The sequence below is a fragment of the Duganella sp. Root1480D1 genome, from assembly GCF_001427305.1.
Classification (GTDB): domain Bacteria; phylum Pseudomonadota; class Gammaproteobacteria; order Burkholderiales; family Burkholderiaceae_D; genus Rugamonas.
Map to the genome: position 1 here is coordinate 222,580 of NZ_LMFZ01000023.1, position 18,842 is coordinate 241,421.

21 protein-coding genes are annotated in these 18,842 nt (G+C 63.4%); 14 read left to right on the top strand and 7 right to left on the bottom strand.

Annotated features, from left to right (window positions below):
• Positions 1-5: 5 nt before the first annotated feature.
• The 7 genes from ASD58_RS19120 to ASD58_RS19150 are packed head-to-tail and all read right to left on the bottom strand — an operon-like array spanning position 6 to position 6,281.
• The gene (locus ASD58_RS19120; RefSeq protein WP_057262803.1) at positions 6-2,099 is read right to left on the bottom strand and encodes a flagellar biosynthesis protein FlhA; all 2,094 of its coding nucleotides are present in this window, start codon (positions 2,097-2,099) and stop codon (positions 6-8) included.
• Positions 2,096-3,241, bottom strand: a complete 1,146-nt coding sequence (gene flhB / locus ASD58_RS19125) for a flagellar type III secretion system protein FlhB (protein WP_057262804.1) — start codon at positions 3,239-3,241, stop codon at positions 2,096-2,098. Before flhB ends, ASD58_RS19120 begins: the two co-directional genes overlap by 4 nt.
• A complete protein-coding gene (locus ASD58_RS19130; protein WP_057262805.1) occupies positions 3,234-4,016 on the bottom strand; it encodes a flagellar biosynthetic protein FliR in 783 nt (260 codons plus the stop codon). Before ASD58_RS19130 ends, flhB begins: the two co-directional genes overlap by 8 nt.
• Positions 4,017-4,022: 6 nt before the next feature.
• The gene (fliQ, locus tag ASD58_RS19135) at positions 4,023-4,295 is read right to left on the bottom strand and encodes a flagellar biosynthesis protein FliQ (RefSeq protein WP_057262806.1); all 273 of its coding nucleotides are present in this window, start codon (positions 4,293-4,295) and stop codon (positions 4,023-4,025) included.
• Between the two features lie 11 nt (positions 4,296-4,306).
• The gene (gene fliP / locus ASD58_RS19140; protein WP_057262807.1) at positions 4,307-5,053 is read right to left on the bottom strand and encodes a flagellar type III secretion system pore protein FliP; all 747 of its coding nucleotides are present in this window, start codon (positions 5,051-5,053) and stop codon (positions 4,307-4,309) included.
• Positions 5,050-5,424 carry a FliM/FliN family flagellar motor switch protein gene (locus tag ASD58_RS19145; protein WP_057263037.1) on the bottom strand — a complete coding sequence of 125 codons (375 nt, stop codon included), beginning with the start codon at positions 5,422-5,424 and terminating at the stop codon, positions 5,050-5,052. The genes fliP and ASD58_RS19145 overlap by 4 nt, the downstream gene beginning before the upstream one ends.
• Before the next feature lie 2 nt (positions 5,425-5,426).
• Positions 5,427-6,281 (bottom strand): FliM/FliN family flagellar motor switch protein, encoded by an 855-nt coding sequence (locus ASD58_RS19150; protein ID WP_082565558.1) that lies wholly within the window; start codon positions 6,279-6,281, stop codon positions 5,427-5,429.
• A gap of 386 nt (positions 6,282-6,667) precedes the next feature.
• Here ASD58_RS19150 and ASD58_RS19155 point away from each other — a divergent pair, with 386 nt between their 5' ends.
• From ASD58_RS19155 to ASD58_RS19220, 14 genes are all read left to right on the top strand, one after another.
• Positions 6,668-7,018, top strand: a complete 351-nt coding sequence (locus ASD58_RS19155; protein ID WP_057262809.1) for a flagellar hook-basal body complex protein FliE — start codon at positions 6,668-6,670, stop codon at positions 7,016-7,018.
• A 36-nt stretch (positions 7,019-7,054) separates the two neighbouring features.
• Entirely contained in the window at positions 7,055-8,836 is a 1,782-nt protein-coding gene (fliF, locus tag ASD58_RS19160; protein WP_057262810.1) for a flagellar basal-body MS-ring/collar protein FliF, read from the top strand.
• A complete protein-coding gene (locus tag ASD58_RS19165; RefSeq protein ID WP_057262811.1) occupies positions 8,817-9,845 on the top strand; it encodes a flagellar motor switch protein FliG in 1,029 nt (342 codons plus the stop codon). The genes fliF and ASD58_RS19165 overlap by 20 nt, the downstream gene beginning before the upstream one ends.
• Positions 9,845-10,555 (top strand): flagellar assembly protein FliH, encoded by a 711-nt coding sequence (gene fliH / locus ASD58_RS19170; RefSeq protein ID WP_057262812.1) that lies wholly within the window; start codon positions 9,845-9,847, stop codon positions 10,553-10,555. The genes ASD58_RS19165 and fliH overlap by 1 nt, the downstream gene beginning before the upstream one ends.
• Positions 10,552-11,862, top strand: a complete 1,311-nt coding sequence (fliI, locus tag ASD58_RS19175) for a flagellar protein export ATPase FliI (protein ID WP_057262813.1) — start codon at positions 10,552-10,554, stop codon at positions 11,860-11,862. Before fliH ends, fliI begins: the two co-directional genes overlap by 4 nt.
• On the top strand, positions 11,859-12,290 hold the full coding sequence (gene fliJ, locus ASD58_RS19180) for a flagellar export protein FliJ (RefSeq protein WP_057262814.1): 432 nt from the start codon (positions 11,859-11,861) through the stop codon (positions 12,288-12,290). Before fliI ends, fliJ begins: the two co-directional genes overlap by 4 nt.
• Positions 12,291-12,377: 87 nt before the next feature.
• The gene (gene fliD / locus ASD58_RS19185) at positions 12,378-13,769 is read left to right on the top strand and encodes a flagellar filament capping protein FliD (protein ID WP_057262815.1); all 1,392 of its coding nucleotides are present in this window, start codon (positions 12,378-12,380) and stop codon (positions 13,767-13,769) included.
• A 12-nt stretch (positions 13,770-13,781) separates the two neighbouring features.
• On the top strand, positions 13,782-14,168 hold the full coding sequence (gene fliS / locus ASD58_RS19190; RefSeq protein ID WP_057262816.1) for a flagellar export chaperone FliS: 387 nt from the start codon (positions 13,782-13,784) through the stop codon (positions 14,166-14,168).
• Positions 14,161-14,472 carry a hypothetical protein gene (locus tag ASD58_RS19195; protein WP_057262817.1) on the top strand — a complete coding sequence of 104 codons (312 nt, stop codon included), beginning with the start codon at positions 14,161-14,163 and terminating at the stop codon, positions 14,470-14,472. Before fliS ends, ASD58_RS19195 begins: the two co-directional genes overlap by 8 nt.
• Before the next feature lie 2 nt (positions 14,473-14,474).
• Entirely contained in the window at positions 14,475-15,710 is a 1,236-nt protein-coding gene (locus tag ASD58_RS19200; RefSeq protein ID WP_057262818.1) for a flagellar hook-length control protein FliK, read from the top strand.
• A gap of 7 nt (positions 15,711-15,717) precedes the next feature.
• A complete protein-coding gene (locus tag ASD58_RS19205) occupies positions 15,718-16,173 on the top strand; it encodes a flagellar basal body-associated FliL family protein (protein ID WP_057262819.1) in 456 nt (151 codons plus the stop codon).
• A gap of 5 nt (positions 16,174-16,178) precedes the next feature.
• Entirely contained in the window at positions 16,179-16,895 is a 717-nt protein-coding gene (locus tag ASD58_RS19210; protein ID WP_057262820.1) for a FliA/WhiG family RNA polymerase sigma factor, read from the top strand.
• 40 nt (positions 16,896-16,935) lie between these two features.
• Complete coding sequence (gene motA, locus ASD58_RS19215; RefSeq protein WP_057262821.1) at positions 16,936-17,850, top strand: flagellar motor stator protein MotA; 915 nt, start codon at positions 16,936-16,938, stop codon at positions 17,848-17,850.
• Complete coding sequence (locus ASD58_RS19220) at positions 17,834-18,820, top strand: flagellar motor protein MotB (RefSeq protein WP_057263038.1); 987 nt, start codon at positions 17,834-17,836, stop codon at positions 18,818-18,820. The genes motA and ASD58_RS19220 overlap by 17 nt, the downstream gene beginning before the upstream one ends.
• Positions 18,821-18,842: the final 22 nt, after the last annotated feature.

The window sequence follows — 18,842 nt, forward strand, 5'->3', positions numbered from 1 at the left end:
CACCCTTAGCCAACTGTCCCGATGATCGACACTTCGCGGTTCTCAGGCACTTCGTTATATGACAATACATGCAGCCCCGGCGCAAACAGGCGGGCATAGCGCGCCAGCAGCGGGCGAATCTGCGGCAGCACCAGCAGCAGCGGCGGTGTCGCCTGCTGCTTCATCTGCTCGCGCGCCACTGGCATATTCACCTGCAATTGCGCCAGCAGGTGGGGGTCGATCGGATAGTTATCCAGCACCACCTTGCCGGTCTGGCGGGCCTGGTTCAGGGAGCCAAGCAGCATGTTTTCCAGTTCGCCGCCCAGGTTAAAGGCCAGCATCTCGGTCTTCTGCCCGAACAGGCCGGACACGATCTGGCGCCGCAATGCGCAACGCACTTCGGCCGCCAGCAGGATCGGGTCCTTGGTGGTTTCGGACGAATCGAGCAGGGTCGTCGCAATCGGCACGATATCCTTCAACGATACCGACTCCTGCAGCAGCACGCGGAACACGCGCAGCAATTGGGTATGGGTCAGCGCCTTGTCCAGCGAACCGGCCAGCTTGGGCGACAACGCGGTGAGGCGCTCCATCAGCGCGGCCACGTCTTCATGGCGGAACAGCTCCGGCAGGTACTCGCGAATCAGCTTCGACACGTGGGTCGCGATGGCGCTTGGCGCCTCCACGACCTGGTAACCCAGGCCCAGGGCGTGCGCTTTGTCCTTGGTCTCGATCCAGGTTACCGGCATGCCGTAGGCCGGCTCTACGCCGGGGATGCCGTCGATCTGACCGTACACATTTGGCGATGGTATGGCCATCAGGCGGTCGGCAAACACCTCGGCCAGCGCGATGGTCGACCCGCCCAGCACCACGGCATACTGGGTCGGTTTCAGGCCCAGGTCATCGCGCACATTCACCTGCGGCAGCACCATGCCCATCGCTTCCGACAGGCTTTGGCGCACGCCGCGCAGGCGCTTGGTCAGTACCTCGCCATGGGCCTTGTCGATCATGCCCACCAGCTTGTAGCCCAGCGACACCTGCAGCGGCTGCACCACGGGCAGCGACTGCCATTCCAGTTCCGGTACTTTCTCTTCGCGCAGCGCAGCTTCGATGGCGGCGATATTGTCGACCACCGGCGCGCCCTGCCGCTGGTACAGTCGCCAGCCTACATAACCCAGTACCGCCGCGAAGGTGAGGAAGCTCAGTTTCGGCATGCCCGGCACCAGGCCAAGGATGACCATCACCGCCGCCGCGCTGAACAGCACGTTCGGCGATGCCAGCAGCTGCTGGCCCACCAGGGCTTCGAAATCCGTGCCTTCCGTCTCGGACACGCGGGTAACAATGATCGCAGCAGCAGCCGACAGCAACAGCGCCGGGATCTGCGCCACCAGGCCGTCACCAATGGTCAGCAGCGCGTACTGTTTGAACGCGTCGCCGAAGCTCATGTCCTGCATCACGGTACCGATGGCGACGCCGCCGACGATATTGATGATCAGGATCAGGATCGACGCGATCGCATCGCCGCGCACGAACTTGGCCGCACCGTCCATGGCGCCGTAGAAGTCCGCTTCCGTCGCCACTTCCTTGCGGCGCTGGACCGCCTTCTCCTGGTTGATCAGGCCCGCATTCAGGTCGGCGTCGATCGCCATCTGCTTGCCCGGCAAGGCGTCCAGCGTGAAGCGCGCCGACACTTCGGAAATGCGCTCGGCACCCTTGGTCACCACGGCGAAGTTAATGATCATCAGGATCACGAACACCACCATGCCGACCACGTAGTTGCCGCCGATGACCACCTGGCCGAATGCCTCGATCACCTTACCGGCAGCGTCCGTGCCCTGGTGGCCGTGCAGCAGCACCACGCGGGTCGAAGCCACGTTCAGCGTCAATCGCATCAACGTTGTGGCCAGGATCACCGTCGGGAACACCGAGAAGTCCAGCGGGCGCTTGGCGTTCACGCTGACCAGGATCACGATCAGCGCCAGGACGATGTTGAAGGTGAACAGGACGTCCAGCAGGATAGGCGGCAATGGCAGGATGATCATCGCCAGGATCGCCAGCAGGAATACCGGCGTGGCGAGTTTGTGGCGTCCCGCTTCTGCGAACAAGCCCTTCAGGAAATTCATGTCGTTGCTGCCTCACTCATGGAAGTTGGAACCGGTACCTGCGCCGCTTCCAGCGGATTTGGCTGCGATGGACGGCGGCCTTCGCGGAACGCCTTCAGTTGCAGCACATAATGCAGGACCATGGAAACAGCCTGGTACAACTGCACGGGAATCTGCTGGTTGACCTGGCTGGTATTGTAAATTGCGCGCGCCAAGGGCGGCAGCGAAAGCACTTCGATCCCGTGCTCCTGCGCCAGCCGCTTGATGTACAGCGCCATCTCGTCGACGCCCTTGGCCAGCACGAAGGGGGCTTCTGCGCGCTTGTCGTCGTATTTGAGCGCCACCGCATAATGCTCCGGGTTGACGATCACCACGTCGGCGCCCGGCACGATCTTGCGCGCCGAACGCTCGGCCAGGGCGCGCTGCAACTGGCGGATGCGCTGGCGCACTTCGGGGCGGCCTTCCTGCGACTTGTATTCTTCCTTCAGCTCCTGCTTCGACATCTTCTGCTGTTCGGCGAAGAAGTAGGCCTGGGCCGGCACGTCAATGATGGCAAAGATGATGAACACTGCCACCATCGCCATCACCCCGTTCAGCATCTGGTTGGCGCCGGAGATCATGGCTTCATTCAGGCCAAGGCCCTGCAGGCGCGTGTACTCGTTGACCGTGCTGGTGCCGATGTGCACCAGCACCCAGGTCAGCACTGCCGCCTTGCCGATCGAAACCAGCAGCTCGAAGCCGTGCTTCTTCGAGAACAGGCGGCCCAGGTTGGTGACGGGATTGAAACGCTCGAACTTGGGCTGCAGGTTCTTCGCGCTCATCACCCAGCCGCCAGGCACCATGGCGCCCAGCACCACGAACAGCGGCACCACGAACAAGGGCGTCACCATCTTCACCAGCAGCAGCGCGGAGCTGAGCCAGACCGTGCTCATGACGTTTTCCAGGGCGCCTTCGCCTTCCAGCGGTGCAAACGACTGGTAGAAGATTTCGCGGAAATCCGTCAGGTAGGTCGGCAGCATGTACACGAACAGCTTGAGCGAAACGAGGATGCCGATCGCCGTCGCCAGGTCGCGCGAACGCACCACCTGGCCTTCCTGGCGGGATTTCTTCAGCTTTTGCGCTGAAGCCTTCTCTGACTTGTCGCCGCCGCTGTCGTCAGCCATGTGGCACCATCTGTTGCTGGATCATGTCGAGCACGCGGGCCGACATGCGAATGTAATGCTGCGGGATGAAGCGCACCACCTGGCCCAGCATCAGCAGGCCGAAAATGGTGATCACCGAAAAGCCCAATGCAAACAGGTTCAGCGTCGGCGCCACGCGGTTCAGGAAGCCGAAGCCAAGCTGCACCACCAGCGCGGAAAACACCACCGGTATCGCTAACAGCATGGCGGCCGAAAAGATCCACGCCACATTCCAGGCCACCGTTTGCAGCAGCAGCGCCGAATAACCGCCGCCCAGCGGCCAGGCCTTGAAGCTTTGCCCGATCACGCCGGCCAGCACCAGGTGGCCGTCGATCGAAAAGAAAATCACAATGGCCAGCATGGACAGCAGCGCCGACACCACGTCGGACGAGGTGCCATTCAGCGGATCATTCATCACCGCCATCGAAAAACCCACCTGGCTCGATACCAGGTAACCCAGTACGCCGATCACCGACATCGAAAAATGGAAAGCCAGCCCGATGGCGCCGCCGATCACCGCCTGCTCCAGCGTCACCGCAATGCCTTGCACCGAAATCGGGTCGATGCCCGGCACCACCTGCCCTTGCGTCACCGGCAGCAGGATGATCGCCAGGACCAGCGACACCAGCAGCCGCACCGTGACCGGCACCATCATCTCGCCCAGCACCGGCGCCGCGCTCAGCATGGCCATGCAGCGCACGAAAGGCCACCAGATTGCCGTCAGCCACACCAGGAGGTTTGCCAGGACCTGTTCCATGGCTGCCTACCCGACCAGTGTTGCCGCGCGCTGGAAGATCGAGACGCAATAGTCCATCAGGTAGCTGGACATCCAGCGCCCGGTCAGGACAATCGCAAGCAGGGTTACCAGCAGGCGCGGCAGGAAGCTCAGCGTCTGTTCATTGATTTGCGTGGCGGCCTGCACCAGCGCCACCAGCAAGCCCGCCACCAGCCCTGGCACCACCAGCACCATGACCATGACCATTACGATATGCAGGGCCTCGACAATCAGGTCGACGGCCACGTCGGGCGTCAGCATCGCTTTGTCACCTAATAGGCCTGTATGCTCGTCACGAGCGTGTTGACAGTCAATGTCCAGCCATCCACCAGCACGAACAGCAGCAGCTTGAACGGCAGCGAAATCACCAGCGGCGACAGCATCATCATACCCATTGCCATCAACACCGACGAGACCACCAGGTCGATGATCAGGAAGGGAATGAACAGCAGGCAGCCGATCTGGAAAGCGGTCTTCAATTCCGACAACACAAACGCCGCCAGCTTGACGGTAAAGGCATGGTCGGCCGGGTTGCTGATCGCGTCTTCGCCCGCCAGGTGGGCAATCTGCTTGAGCGAAGCCTTGCTGGTCTGCGCCAGCATGAAGCGCGCTACCGGCTTCTCGGCGATTTTCAAGGCATCCTGCAAGCCGATCTTGTCCTGGTCGTAAGGCAGGAAGGCATCGCGCCACACCGCATCGCCGATCGGCTTCATGACCAGCAGGGTCAGGATCAGCGCCACGCCGGTGATGATACGGTTGGGCAAGCCCTGCTGCAGGCCCAGGGCCTGGCGCAGCAGCGACAGCACGATCACGAAACGGGTAAAACTGGTCATCATCATCACCATGATGGGCAGCAAGCCCAGCAGGGTCATGATGATCAGGATCTGCATCTTCACCGACAAATCGGTCTTCGCGCCGGGGACTACCCCGGCCAGCAAATCCTGGGCCCACGCAGGCGCGCAGGCGCATAGCAGCACTGCCCCGGCCGCCAGGCCGGGCACCAGGCGGCGCACGGTCATGGCGCCATCATGTCGAGGTTCAACCCGTCCAGATCGATGACCTTCAGGCCGTAATTTTCACCGGCCACCACCACCTCGGCGCGGCCGATTGCGGTGCCGTTGACCTTGATGGTCAGCGGTTCGCCGGCCAGCATGTCCAGCTCGACCACGCTGTCAGGGCCGATCTGCATCAGGTCCTGCAGCGACAGGCGGGCCGAACCGACTTCCAGCGTCAGCGTGACGGGGATCTTGCGCATCATGGCAGGCAGGTCGCGGCGGCCGGCGCGTGGCGCCGGCACATCGTTCAAATCCTGCGACACCTGGTCGATGATCATTTCCTCCGACATATCGTCCAGCATGGAATCGTTGCTGCCGTTGGGATTATTCATCATATTCATTCGATATCTTCAAAAGAGGTTAAGCAGAGTTTGCCCTTGTGCTCAGTTACCGCGGCTGTAAACAGGCGGGATTCTTCGAGCATAACGTCTGCCCTGTGCAGGCTGATGGGAATGACATCGCCCACACGCAAGTCGAACATGGCGCCCAGCGTGGTTTCCTTGGAAACCAGCCGGCCACTCAGGCCAACCTGGAGCCGCGCCGCCAGCGGCCCTGGATTCTTGTTGCCCTTCTTGCCGGCATCGCGCTCAGGCATCAAGCCGCCCAGCACATTGCCCATCACTTGCTTGTCGAGCGCGAACCAGGCCTTGCCCTGCAGCTCGCCATCGCTCAGCGACACGGTAATCACCCAGCTTCCCTTGCCAGGCTGGGTGCCGCTGCTTGCCTTGATATTGTCTTCTTCGCCAAGTTCCTGGCCGCTTGCAGGCAGGTTACTTTCAATTCGTGCTGCCAGGATGCTCACCAGCTGTTGCCCGAGAACCACAGCCAGGCGCTCTTCGGTAGCGGTAACTCGCACGGCCTGTTCATCAACAGCGGCGTCGGCGCGGGTGGCGCGCCCATAACGGTAATTCAATACACCCAGGAGTATCTTACGCTCCAGCGCAAAACCGAGTTGTCCGGAAGGTGCGGCAAAGCCCAGCCAGCGCTGGCGCGCTTCGCTGCCGTCGAGGCGGCTGAAAGAGACATCGTCCACCTGGAACGTGCCCCAATAACGGCGATGCACATTCAGGCGCATGGCCTGGGCCAGGTCTTCGCGCAACTGCGCGGCAAACTCAGGCAGCCGGTGTACCGGCCGTCCCAGCAAGCAAGGGTCAAGTACTTCGTATTGCACAGTGCTTTGAGAGGTAGTCATATTGGCCATCCGTCTGCTGCAATCCTATCGCAAAGTTATACGCTCAGGATGATCTTGGAAGCGTAGAATAACTCAAATCCCTCAGTATTGCCATGAATCAAGTACCTCGTTGGTCAAAAAGACTTTACATAAAAGTTTCCGACGAGTAAGCTTCATTAGTGCAAGGTAACATCAGTTGGTTGCAAAAACTATCCTTAGTGCATGATTTATAAGAAGTTTTGCGATTTGCAAGCGGTTGTTACGATCCCGAAATCGGGTTACTATGCATGTTCCCGTGCGGCACCATTTAACATTTAGTCCAGATTGTTAGTTAGTAACTGGAAGTTAATGTTGTTGCTGCATTGGTAACGAAAGCGCGCCCTGACGCAACCAACCTGAGGTGTTTTATGGCAAATGAATTCGCTGGCCTGATCAAGGCCGACCTGGCATCCCTGAACAACGCGGCCGCCGAGCTCGCGCAGCACGCCAACATCATTGCGCCGGCCGCCCAGTTCAACGCGCCACAACCGGGCGCCACCTTCTCCTTTGCCCAAACGATGCAAGACGCCGTGGCCGGCGTCAATGCGCAAGACCTTGATGCCGGTCAAAAAATGGCCGATGTCGATGCCGGCCGCAGCGACGACCTGGTGGGCGCCATGCTGGCCAGCCAGGAAGCCAGCCTGTCGTTCCAGATGCTGATGCAGGTCCGCAACAAGGTAATGGGCGCGGTCGATGAATTGATCAAGCTTCCGCTGTAAGCTGTAACTTCCGCCTTCCCTCTCGAAAGACCTGACGTGATTGCTAACCTCAAGTCCACCCTCGGACGCTGGCGGGGCGCTGCGGCACCAACGGTGCCGCCTGCCGTCCTGAAAAACCTGTATCCCCTGCTGCTGCTGGCTGTCGGCGTGACGGCGCTGGTGCTGATGATCCTGTGGAAGGACCAGAGCGGCTACAAGCCGGTCTTCGGCCAGCGCGAAAAAGTCGCGACCGCGGACATGATGAATGTGCTCGACGCGGAAAAGATTTCCTACCGCATCCATCCGGAAACCGGCCAGGTACTGGTCCCGGAAGGCAAGCTGGGCCAGGTGCGCATGCTGCTGGCGGCCAAAGGCGTGACTGCGCAACTGCCGTCCGGACTGGAACTGATGGACAAGAGCGACCCGCTCGGCGTATCGCAATTCGTGCAAGACGTGCGTTTCCGCCGCGGCCTGGAAGGCGAACTGGCGCAATCGATCATGACGCTCGATGCGATCGCGCATGCGCGCGTCCACCTGTCGATCGCCAAGTCCACTTCCTTCGTATCGAGCGATGGCGAAAAATCATCCGCCTCTGTAGTTATCGCTACCAAACCAGGACGCACGCTGGCGCCTGAACACATTGCCGCCATCGTCAACATGGTGTCGGGCAGCGTTGCTTCGCTGAGCCCGGCGCGCGTAAGCCTGGTCGACCAGGCCGGCAACCTGCTGTCCTCCCATGTCGACCTGAGCGAGGCGTTCGATGCTTCGACTTCGACCAACGAAAACGCCAAGCGCCAGCAGGATGAAATCCGCAGCAACATCAAGGGGCTGCTGGGCCCTATCGTCGGCGACAACAATTTCCGCGTCAGCGTGACTGCCGATGTCGACAACGACAAGGTGGAAGAAACCGTTGAAAAATATGGCGCCGATCCCAAAGTGACCAGCGAGGCCATGCGCGAAGAGCAGGACCGCAACCGCATTGCGATGGGCGTGCCCGGCACCCTGTCCAATCGTCCGCCGCAGCAACAGGCCGCCGATGCCGCAGCGGCGCAGGCAGCCGCGCAAGGCGGCGCAGCGGCGCCCGGCCAGGCACCGGAAGGCACCGCCCGCAAGAACGCCACCACGCGCCAATACGCTTATGACCGCAGCATCACCCAGACCAAGCGCGCCCGTGGCCGCCTGGTGCGCCAGAACGTGGCCGTGGTGCTGGCCCAGGCGGCAGCGCCGTTCCCCAAGACTGGCTGGAGCGCAGCTGAAATCGCCAATATCGACAAAGTGCTGCGCAGCGGCCTCGGCATCAATGAAGAGCGCGGCGACAAGCTGGTGGTCAGCGCCATGAACTTCCCGGCCAAGGCGGCGGAAGTGCCGTGGTGGCAGGAACGCGATACGGTGGTCGATTCGGCCAGCTGGCTCGGCTACGCGGTGGCCCTGCTGCTGGCTTACCTGCTGCTGGCCCGTCCGCTGCTGCGCCTGCTGACCGCGCGCTTCGCACCGGCCACGGCGGCACAGGCAGCCAAGCCAGCCCTGGCCGGCGCAGCTGCGCGCCACGCCGAGGCAACGCCGATCCCGGGCACCGCCGGCGCCGTCCCGGGCGCCGCGGCGGCGGCTGCTGCACTAGGCTCTCCAGAAGCGGCGGAAGCTGCCGCCGCCAAGCAGGGCGAACTGGAGAGCAGCCAGATGCCGGTGGTGCCGCTGCTGGAAAATTACGATTTGCCGCCTGCCGGTTCGCCGGTGGACGTGATGGTGGACCACCTCAAGGTACTGGCAGAGAAAGAGCCGGAACGCGTAGCCGAAGTCGTCAAACAATGGATGCAGAAAAATGGCCGACATCAACAATAACCAGGACCTGGATAACGAGCACAGCCTGACTCCGGTCGAGCAGGCCGCCATCGTGCTGCTGTCGATCGGCGAAGAACCGGCTGCTGCCGTGCTGCGCTGCCTGTCGCGCGAAGAGTTGCTGGAAGTCACCCAGGTCATGTCGCGCATGAGCGGCATCAAGGTCGAAGCCGTGAAGAATGCGATGCAGACCTTCTTCGACGATTACCGCCAGCAATCCGGGGTGCATGGCGCTTCGCGCTCCTTCCTCAAGCGCTCGCTGGACCTGGCGCTGGGTGGCGACATCGCCAACACCGTGCTGAACAACATTTACGGCGACGAGCTGCGCCCGAAAATGGCGCGCCTGCAGTGGGCCTCGCCGAAATGGCTGGCCGACTACATTGCCAACGAACACGTGCAGATGCAGGCGGTGTTCCTGGCCTTCCTGCCGCCGGCGCTGGCCGGCCAGATCCTCGATGCGCTGCCGCTGGAAGGGCGCGACCTGGTGCTGCTGAACATGGCGCGCCTGGACGAGATCGACCGCGACCTGCTGCTGGAACTCGATGAGCTGGTCAACCGCTGCCTGTCTTCCTTTGACTCGCAGTCGACCAGCGTGGAAGGCGTGCGCCAGGTGGCCGAGATCCTGAACCGCCTGCCGGGCAACCGCGCCCAGATCGTCGAGCTGCTGCGCGCCCACGATCCGGAAGTGGTGGAACAGATCGAGATGCAGATGTATGACTTCCTGATCCTGTCGACCCAGACTGAAGTCACCCTCACCCGCATCATCGAGGAAGTGCCGCTCGAGCAGTGGGCCATTGCGCTCAAGGGTGCCGAGCAGGCAATCCGCGATGCGGTGCTGAAGACCATGCCGAAACGCCAGGCGCAGGCCTTCGAAGACATGATGCGCCGCGCCGGCCCGGTGCCGATGTCGCGCATCGAAGCGACCCGCCAGGAAATCATGGCCACCGTCAAGGCGCTGGCCGATGCCGGCGAAGTCGAAGTGCAGCTGTTCGCTGAAACGGTGGTCGAGTGATGAAACAGTTCCGCCCTTACCGCTTCCCGCCTTTACAGCAGTACGTGCACACGCACGGCGCCAATGGCCAGCGCGTCAGTGGGCAGGGCCATATGGCCGATGCCGCCCAGTGGCAGGCTTCGGTCAGCGAAGGCTTCGAGCAGGGCCAGCGCGACGGTTACGAAATCGGCTTGCAGCGCGGCCAGGAAGACGGCTTCGAAGCGGGCCGCCAGCAAGGCGTCGAGCTGGGCCGCGAAGAAGGCCGCCAGGAAACCCTGGTCGGCTTCGACCACCTGGCGCGCCCGGTGGACGGCATGCTGAAGTCGCTGAAAAAGCTGCGCGCCGATTACCGCGCCGCGCAGCGCAAGGAAGTGGTGGACCTGGTGGCGAAAGTGGCGCGCAACGTGATCCGCGCCGAACTGGCGCTGCAGCCGGTGCAGATCATGGCCCTGGTCGACGAGACCCTGGCCTCGATGCCGCCGACGCGCGATGAGATCGATGTCTACCTGAACCCGGAAGAAGTCAAGCGCATCATGGAAGTCGATCCCAAGCGCGCCAAGCGCTGGAACCTGATCGGCGATGCCCGCCTCGACCTGGGCGAATGCCGCATCCGCGCCGGCGATAGCGAAGTCGATGCCGGCTGCCACCAGCGTCTTGCTGCTGTCATGGAACAGGTCGATAATCAGTTGCAGGCCGCCGATGGCGGTGACGACGCTGAGAGTGAAGAATGATTGCAGACGCACTGCGCAAACTGGAACTCGATGACGTACCGCTGGCCACCCCGACCGGGCGGCTGGTGGGGGCATCCGGCCTGCTGCTGGAGGCCACGGGTTGCAAGCTGCATACCGGCCAGCGTTGCCAGATCGAGACAGTCGACGGCGAATGGCTGGACGCGCAGGTGGTGGGCTTCCGCGAAAAGCTGACCTTCCTGATGCCGTTCAAGAAAGCAACCGGGCTGACTACCGGTGCGCGCGTATTGCCCTCGCCGGAAAAAACCAGCCTGCAGATTGGCGACGGCTGGCTGGGCCGCATGGTCAATGGCATCGGTGAACCGATCGACGGCCTCGGCAAGCTGGGCGGCGACTATCCGCTCGACGCGCAACCGCCGCGCATCAACCCGCTGCGCAAGCAGCCGGTGGTCGATGCGCTTGACGTCGGCGTGCGCGCCATCAATTCCATGCTGACGCTGGGCAAGGGCCAGCGCGTCGGCCTGATGGCCGGTTCCGGCGTCGGCAAGTCGGTGCTGCTGGGCCTGATCACGCGCCAGACCGTGGCCGACGTGGTGGTGGTGGGGCTGATCGGCGAACGCTCGCGCGAAGTGCGCGAATTCATCGAAATGTCGCTGGGCCCGGAAGGCTTGAAGAAAGCCGTGCTGGTGATTGCGCCGGCCGATGAGTCGCCGCTGATGCGCATCATGGCAACCGAACTGTGCCACTCGATCGCGGCCCATTACCGCGACCAGGGCAAGAACGTGCTGCTGCTGGTCGACTCGCTGACCCGCTATGCGATGGCGCTGCGCGAAGTGGCGCTGGCACTGGGCGAGCCGCCGGCCACCAAGGGTTATCCGCCGTCGGTGTTCTCGGCCCTGCCGCAACTGGTCGAATCGGCCGGCAATGGCGAGAATCCTTACGGCAGCATGAGCGCGATCTATACCGTGCTGGCCGAAGGCGACGACCAGCAAGACCCGGTGGTCGACACCGCGCGCGCCATCCTGGACGGCCACATCGTGCTGACGCGCGAACTGGCCGAGCGCGGCCATTACCCGGCGATCAATATTGCCGCCTCGATCAGCCGCTGCATGAACCATGTGATCACGCGCGAGCACATGCTGGCCGCGCGCGCACTGAAAGCCTCGATGGCGCGCCACGAGCGCGTGCGCGACCTGATCCCGCTGGGCGCCTATGTGCCGGGCGCCGATCCGGTCACCGACAAGGCTGTCAACCTGCATCCGCATATCGAAGAATTCCTGTGCCAGGGGACCAAGGAACCGGCCCCCTACGCCAATTGCGTGGACCAACTTGAAAGGCTCATGGCATGACGACCACCACGATCCGCAGCCTGTCGACCCTGGTCGACATGCGCAGCAATGAAGTCGACAAACTGCAAACGGAAATGGCCGCCAAGGAAAGCGTGCGCGAGCGCTACCAGAAGACGCTCGACAAGCTGACCAACCTGTACGAAAGCAGCGGCCCGTCCGGCCGGCTGCCGATGGCCCTGGCGCTCAATTGCGGCGATTACAAGCAAGGCGTGATGGCCATGGCCGACAGCCAGCGCCTCAACCTGCACATGCACGAGGCCGACATGGCCGTGTCGCAGCGCGCCCTGACCGCCGCCTACGTCAAGCGCGAAGTGCTGGGCCAGGTGCTCGAGCGCCACCAGGATGCGGCCGCCACGGCGCAACGGGCCCAGGAGCGCAAGCGCCATGACGAACTGGCAACCCAATTGTGGTACCGCGGACATAAATGAAAGGCTGAACCGAATATTTCATGAAGTCATCACTTTGGTCGCCTCTTACCTTGGTACACTTCATTTAATTTCTTCGGAGCACGAGAAATGGCTACTTCTGTCCCAACCTACGATCCCAAGACCACGGCCGCCCAACTGGCGCAGATGTATGTCCAGGGCCGCCAGTCGATGCTCGACAGCCAGTCCGCGACCGCGACGGCGATCGACAAGGCGCTGACCAAGCTCAGCTCGGCACTGAGCACCTTCCGCAGCTCGCTGTCGACCACCACCAGCGCCGGCTCCGTTGTAGCCAATAAGGCAAGCTTCAGTTCCGATGTCGGCAGCGCCACGGCAAATGCCACGGCGGTAGCGGGCAATTACCAGTTCTACGTCGAACAGCTCGCCACAGTCGGCCAGGTCTCGTACAGCGGCGTCACCGATTCCGGCGTGACCGGCGCCGCGGCCGGTTCCCTGGCGATCAAGCTGGCCGACGGCAGCAGCTTCACGGTCAGCCTGGCCAATGGCGACAAGGACTTGAACAATGCGCTGAGCGCCAAGGAAATCGCCGCTGCCATCAATATGGAAGCGAGCAATAACTCGCGCGTCACCGCCTCGACCCTGACCGTCAATGGCCAGACCCGCCTGGTGCTGACCTCCAACCTGACCGGCCAGGCCAATGGCGTGGCCGGCATCGACGTCACCAACCTGGGCGACGCCAACCTGCAGACCCAGCTGGCCGATGCCAACCGTGTGCTGCAGGCCGGCACCGATGCCGTGGTCTGGGTTGGCGCCCCGGGCGGCGATCCGAGCAACAAGATCACGCAGGCTTCGAACACCTTCAACGTGGTGGATGGCGTCGCGATGACCTTCACCAAGGCGCAGACCGGCGGCGTGCCTGTCACGCTCAACGTGGCCCGCGACAGCAGCACCACGGCCACCAATGTGCAGAATTTCGTCGACCAGTGGAACAAGATGCTGGCTTCGCTGGGCGAACTGACGGCGGCCGGCGATTCGGCCAAAGGCACGGCCAGCGGCATTTACGCTTCCGATGCCGGCCTGGCGTCGCTGAAGTCGCGCATGCAATCGCTGCTGCACACCGCGGTCGGCGGCGTCAGCCTGGTCAACTACGGCATTACCACCCAGCGCGACGGCACCCTGGCGCTGGACAAGACGCGCCTCGACAAGACACTGGCCACCAACCCGACCGGCCTGGATGCCATTCTGGGCAAGACCGGTACCACACCAACCGGCGTGCTGGGCAACCTCGACACCCTGGTCGGCAGCTGGACCAAGGCCGGTACCGGCCAGTTGGCCGCCCGCAAGGATGCCAACTCCAAACTGCAGACCCAGCTTGCGGCCCGCCAGGCCGCGCTGGAAACCCAATACGACAACGCCTACAAGCGCTACCTGGCCCAGTTCACCCAACTGCAAAGCCTGCAGTCCCAGATGAGCGGCACCAGCAGCATGTTTGAAGCGATGTTCAGTAAATCCGATTCCTGAAAGTCTTAAACAATGGATCACGACGCCTACGGCAGCTATCACGCCACCAACCTGGAATCCCAGACGGCCCGCGCCACGCCAGTTGAACTGGTGCTGGTGCTGACCGATGGTTTGCTGGAAGAGCTGGCCCGTGCGCGCGGCCACATCGTCGGCAAGCGCTACGAACAGAAGGCGCTCAGCCTCGACAAGTGCACGCAAATCATCAACGGCCTGGCCAGCTCGCTCGATTTCGAGCAAGGCGGCGAGGTCGTGGCCAACCTGGGCCGCCTGTACGATTATTGCGCTGCCCGCCTGTACCGCGCCGGCGTGGACATGGACCCTGCCGTCGTCGACGAAGTGGTGGGCCTGCTGACCACGATCCGCACCGGCTGGCAGGGAGTGCACGACAAACATGGATAGGCATAAGACGCTGCTGCAGCTTGCACAGCAGCTGAGCGCCGCCACTGCCGCCAGCGACTGGGCGGCACTGGCGGCGATTAATACTTTGATGGCCTCCACCCTGCCGGCGCTGGCAGCGCAGGGTGGGTGGACGCCGGCCGAACGCGCAGCGCTGGCGGCGCTGCGTGAGTTGCATGTCGCGGCAGTGGCAAAAGTCGATAGCGCCACCGCCGAGACCGGCCAGCACCTGAGCGATATGATGAACAACAGAGAGGGCTGGCTCGCCTACGCCCTCGACAGCGGCAACGCTGCAACCGGAACCTGAGCATGATCAACCTGCCTGCGGCGCCTGCCGCCACCATCCCACCGGCCAGCGGCGCTGCCGGCTTGCCGCCACCGGCCGCCAACGGCGCCGCTACCGCAGATGCCGAGCGCAGCAGCGCCACCAGCGGCAGTGCAGCGCCAGCCAGCGGCCTGGCGAGCGCCCTGCTGGACGTCGCCGCGGCCATCGCACCGGCACCGTTCGGCGCCCTGCTGGACGCCATGGCCGGCATCGCTGCAGACGAAGAAGGCACGGCCGCCAAGCCGGCGGACGACCAGACTGCTGCCGCCCAGGCCGTGGCCACCATGTTGCCTGCCATGGGCAAGCTGCCGCTGGCCGGCGGCACGCCGGGCGCCACGCCCGACAGCGTGGCAGCGGTTGCTGCCGCCCTGACCGCCCCGGCCATCAAGCCGGCCAACGACAGCGCCATGCTGCTGCGCCAGCAGGTCCAGGCGAGTACCCTGGCCGCGCGCGACGTTGGCGCAGCTGCGCCAAGCGAGGCGGCGAAAGCGCCCGAGGCGCCCCTGCTCGATGCCCGCGCCGTCATGCTTGCCGCGGCAGCCCGCCCGGCTGCCAGCCCGGCACTGCCAGCGGCCACGCCGGCCTCCGCCAGCCGCAGTTCCGCCGGCGAAGCCCTGGCGTCCGCATTGAACGCCCTGCAAGGCCAGGCCGCCGACAGTACCGCTGCGCCGATCGCAGCCAAGGACAGCGCCAGCCTGCTGGCCGACAGCCAGCACCAGCCCACCGATGCCGGCGCCCTGCCCGGCTTCCGCAGCGTGCTGGCCAGCACCGCCGCTCCACAGCCTGGCAACACCCTGCAGCTGAGCGGCAGCCCGGAGCAATGGCAGCAGCCGCTGCGCGCCGCCCTCGGCGACCGCCTGCAGCTGCAACTGGCGCGCAACGACGAGCGCGCCGTGATCCGCCTGGAACCGCCGAATATGGGCAGCGTGGAAATTTCCGTGCGCCACAGCGGCGGCGCGCTGCAGGTGAATATCGCCGCCAGCCACAGCGAAGTGCTGCGCCAGCTCAACAACATCGGCGACGCCGTGCGCCAGGACCTGTCGCAGCGCCAGTTCGGCGAAGTGGCAGTCACGGTTTCTGCCAGCAGCGCGCGCAACCTGGCCGATGGCGGCCAGCAGCAGCGTCAACAGCAATCCGAGCAACAGCGCCAGCCAGGCCGCGCCCTGGAAGACGGTGATGCCGGCACCACCACTTTTGCCATGACGGGCGAACGGGAGTAAGCATTCGATGAATAAGAAACTGGTTCTGATCGTAGCAGCCGTGCTGCTGGCGGGCGCAGGCGCCGCCGGCGGCGCCGTCTGGTACCTGAAAGGCAAGAGTGCCGAGCCAGCCAAGGCGGCCGTCGAGGAGAAAAAAACCGGCGAGCCGCTGAAGTACCTGACCATTGAAAAAGTCATCGTCATGCTGCGCCGCCAGCCGGGCGACACCGTGCCGCACTATATGTCGGCCGACCTCGTCATCTCGACCACGGCCAAGCAGGAAAAGGAAGCCAAGGAAGCCCTGCCGATGCTGCGCAGCGTGGCCGTGCGCGCCTTGTCGGCGCTGCCGATGGAAAAGGCGTCGATGATGACCATTGACCAGTTTGTCGAAGAATTGAACAAGGCTTACGATGAAGCCTACACCAAGGAGGCGCGCGAACGCCCCTTCGAGCAGGTGATGATCGGCAAGTTGATCCTGGAGTGAAAACCATGGGCTTGGTGGACACGGTTGCAGAGCCTTATGCGGAAAGCTACGGCGCCGTCAGCGTCGCCGACGAGCAGAAGCACCTGCTCGCCTACGCGCCGCTGGTCAAGCGCATCGTGCGCCAGCTCAACTCGCAAGTCCAGGGCGCGATCGACCGCGACGATATGGAGCAGATCGGGCTGATGGGCCTGCTTGAAGCGCTGCGCCGCTATGGTGAACCCGATACCGGCTTTGGCAGCTACGCCTCGCTGCGGGTGCGCGGCGCCATCCTCGACGAGCTGCGCCGGCAGGACTGGCGCCCGCGCGCGGTGCGCCAGCAAAGCCACAAGATGCGCGACGCCGTGCGCGAGCTGACGCGCAAGCTGGGCCGCGAGCCGGGCGAACAGGAAATCATGAGCGCGCTCGGCCTCGATGTGGAAGCCTACCAGGCTTACCTGCTGGACGAGAACGCGGAAACCATCGCCAGCTTCGATGAAATCCTGCAGGACACGCTGGCCGATACCGGCAGCGTGGCCGGCCCGGAGGAACAGTTGATGATACGCCGCAGCCTGGAGCAGGCGCTGACCGGCCTGGACGAACGCGAGCAGCGCGTGATCCAGATGTATTACGAATTCGAACTCAGCTACAAAGAGATCGCCGCCGTGCTGGACCTGACCGACGCCCGCGTCTGCCAGTTGAACAAGCAGGCCCTGAACAAGATGAAGGCGGTGCTGGCGGCCTGAGCCGCAGCCCACCTGGAACACCACTGGAAAGGCATAAACCATGCAGCAACTATTCGGCATCATGATCGTGTTTGGCTCGGTGTTTGGCGGCTACGCCATGATGGGCGGCCACTTCACGGCGATCTGGCAGCCGCTGGAGTTGATGGTGATTGCCGGCGCCGGCTTTGGCGCCTTCGTCATCGGCAACCCGCGCCACGTGCTGGCCGAGACCATGACCCAGTGCAAGCACCTGCTGTCGCGCAAGAAGTACGACTCGGAATTCCAGCGCCAGCTGCTGTTGCTGATGTATGAACTGCTGCAACTGGCCGCCGGCGGCCTGAAGGCGCTGGACGCCCACGTCGAAGCACCGCGCGAATCGCCGCTGTTCCAGCGCTACCCGCTGATCCTGGAAGAGCCGAAGCTGCTGGCCTTCATCGTCGACAACTTCCGCCTGATGGCAATGGGCAAGATCAATGCCCACGAACTGGAAGGCGTGCTGGAGCAGGAACTGGAAGCCATTCATGAAGAACTGACCCAGCCGGCCAAGTCGCTCAACAAGATCGCCGAAGCGATGCCGGGCTTCGGTATTCTGGCCGCGGTGCTGGGCATCGTAATCACCATGGGCACCGTGGGCGAAGGCGCCACGTCGGCCGAGATCGCCGAACACGTGGGCGCGGCCATGGTCGGTACCTTCATCGGTATCTTCCTGTGCTACGGGGTGCTGGACCCGATCTCCAATATGCTCAAGCAGCTGGTCGTGCAGGAAGCGTCGACCATGGAAAGCGTGAAAGTGGTGCTGGTGACCCATGTGGCGGGCAAGCCGCCGCTGCTGGCAATCGACGCCGGCCGCCGCCTGGTGCAGCTGAACATCAAGCCAAGCTTCGCCCAGCTCGAGGGCTGGATCAATGCAATGGAAGGCGGCGACGAACCGGAATCGACTTCGCGCCGAGGAGGTGGCCGTGCTAAAGCCGCATGACAAGCACCATGAGCAAACCATCGTCAAGCGCGGCGGTGGCAAGCACAAGCATGACGAACATGGCGGCGCCTGGAAGGTGGCGTTTGCGGACTTCTGCCTGGCCCTGATGTGCCTGTTCCTGGTGCTGTGGCTGATGGCCGTGCGCAACCAGGAATCGCTGGAACACGTGCTGACCCAGTCCGACGGCAGCAAGACCGACGTCGGCAAGGGCGTGATGCCGGAACAGGTGGGCGGCCCGCGCGGCAGCCTGATCGAACGCTTCCCGATGCCGCGCACCGGCAATACCGATGTGGACGGCAACGCTACCCAGGGCTTCAACAAGAGCCCCACCAATACGGCGGAAAACCGGGTGCGCTATGAATCGCCGGAAGACCTCAAGCTGCTGGCCAAGACGCTCACCAAGATGAGCGAGGAAACTGGCCTGGCCAGCAATCTTGAATCGGTCATCACCCCGTATGGCTTGCGCGTGATGTTGCACGATACCGACAGCCAAGGCATGTTCGTGCGCGGTTCGGCCGTGCCGACCGACAAGTTCGCGCGCCTGCTGCAGAACATGGGGCCGCTGTTTGCCAAGATGGAAAACCAGATGCTGATCGTCGGCCACACCGACTCCGCGCAGTACGCCGACACCAGCTACAAGGCCTTCTCCAACTGGAACCTGTCCAGCAACCGCGCCATGGCGGCGCGCTCGCAACTGCTGGCCGGCACCATGCCGCAGGACAGCGTGCTGCAGGTGGTCGGCATGGCCGACCGTGCGCCGCTCGATGCCAAACGGGCCGATGCTGGCGTCAACCGCCGGATCGAATTGCTGATCCTGACCAACACGCAGGCGAAAGCCGTCGCCGATATGTTTGGCATGCCGAGCAACAAGACTGCTATCATCCGGGAATCGGATTTGCCCGAACCCGGCCTGTTGCAGCAATTGCGACAACAAATGCTGCCTGGCAAGGGGAAGAGCAATGGCAATTAATGTTAAGTCAAGAGGAAACCGT

Bases quoted from the DNA above. Each gene is read 5' to 3' on its own strand.
- ASD58_RS19120 (WP_057262803.1), bottom strand. From the start codon at position 2,099: ATGAATTTCCTGAAGGGCTTGTTCGCAGAAGCGGGACGCCACAAACTC.
- flhB (WP_057262804.1), bottom strand. From the start codon at position 3,241: ATGGCTGACGACAGCGGCGGCGACAAGTCAGAGAAGGCTTCAGCGCAA.
- ASD58_RS19130 (WP_057262805.1), bottom strand. From the start codon at position 4,016: ATGGAACAGGTCCTGGCAAACCTCCTGGTGTGGCTGACGGCAATCTGG.
- fliQ (WP_057262806.1), bottom strand. From the start codon at position 4,295: ATGCTGACGCCCGACGTGGCCGTCGACCTGATTGTCGAGGCCCTGCAT.
- fliP (WP_057262807.1), bottom strand. From the start codon at position 5,053: ATGACCGTGCGCCGCCTGGTGCCCGGCCTGGCGGCCGGGGCAGTGCTG.
- ASD58_RS19145 (WP_057263037.1), bottom strand. From the start codon at position 5,424: ATGATGAATAATCCCAACGGCAGCAACGATTCCATGCTGGACGATATG.
- ASD58_RS19150 (WP_082565558.1), bottom strand. From the start codon at position 6,281: ATGACTACCTCTCAAAGCACTGTGCAATACGAAGTACTTGACCCTTGC.
- ASD58_RS19155 (WP_057262809.1), top strand. From the start codon at position 6,668: ATGGCAAATGAATTCGCTGGCCTGATCAAGGCCGACCTGGCATCCCTG.
- ASD58_RS19165 (WP_057262811.1), top strand. From the start codon at position 8,817: ATGGCCGACATCAACAATAACCAGGACCTGGATAACGAGCACAGCCTG.
- fliH (WP_057262812.1), top strand. From the start codon at position 9,845: ATGAAACAGTTCCGCCCTTACCGCTTCCCGCCTTTACAGCAGTACGTG.
- fliI (WP_057262813.1), top strand. From the start codon at position 10,552: ATGATTGCAGACGCACTGCGCAAACTGGAACTCGATGACGTACCGCTG.
- fliJ (WP_057262814.1), top strand. From the start codon at position 11,859: ATGACGACCACCACGATCCGCAGCCTGTCGACCCTGGTCGACATGCGC.
- fliD (WP_057262815.1), top strand. From the start codon at position 12,378: ATGGCTACTTCTGTCCCAACCTACGATCCCAAGACCACGGCCGCCCAA.
- fliS (WP_057262816.1), top strand. From the start codon at position 13,782: ATGGATCACGACGCCTACGGCAGCTATCACGCCACCAACCTGGAATCC.
- ASD58_RS19195 (WP_057262817.1), top strand. From the start codon at position 14,161: ATGGATAGGCATAAGACGCTGCTGCAGCTTGCACAGCAGCTGAGCGCC.
- ASD58_RS19200 (WP_057262818.1), top strand. From the start codon at position 14,475: ATGATCAACCTGCCTGCGGCGCCTGCCGCCACCATCCCACCGGCCAGC.
- ASD58_RS19205 (WP_057262819.1), top strand. From the start codon at position 15,718: ATGAATAAGAAACTGGTTCTGATCGTAGCAGCCGTGCTGCTGGCGGGC.
- ASD58_RS19210 (WP_057262820.1), top strand. From the start codon at position 16,179: ATGGGCTTGGTGGACACGGTTGCAGAGCCTTATGCGGAAAGCTACGGC.
- motA (WP_057262821.1), top strand. From the start codon at position 16,936: ATGCAGCAACTATTCGGCATCATGATCGTGTTTGGCTCGGTGTTTGGC.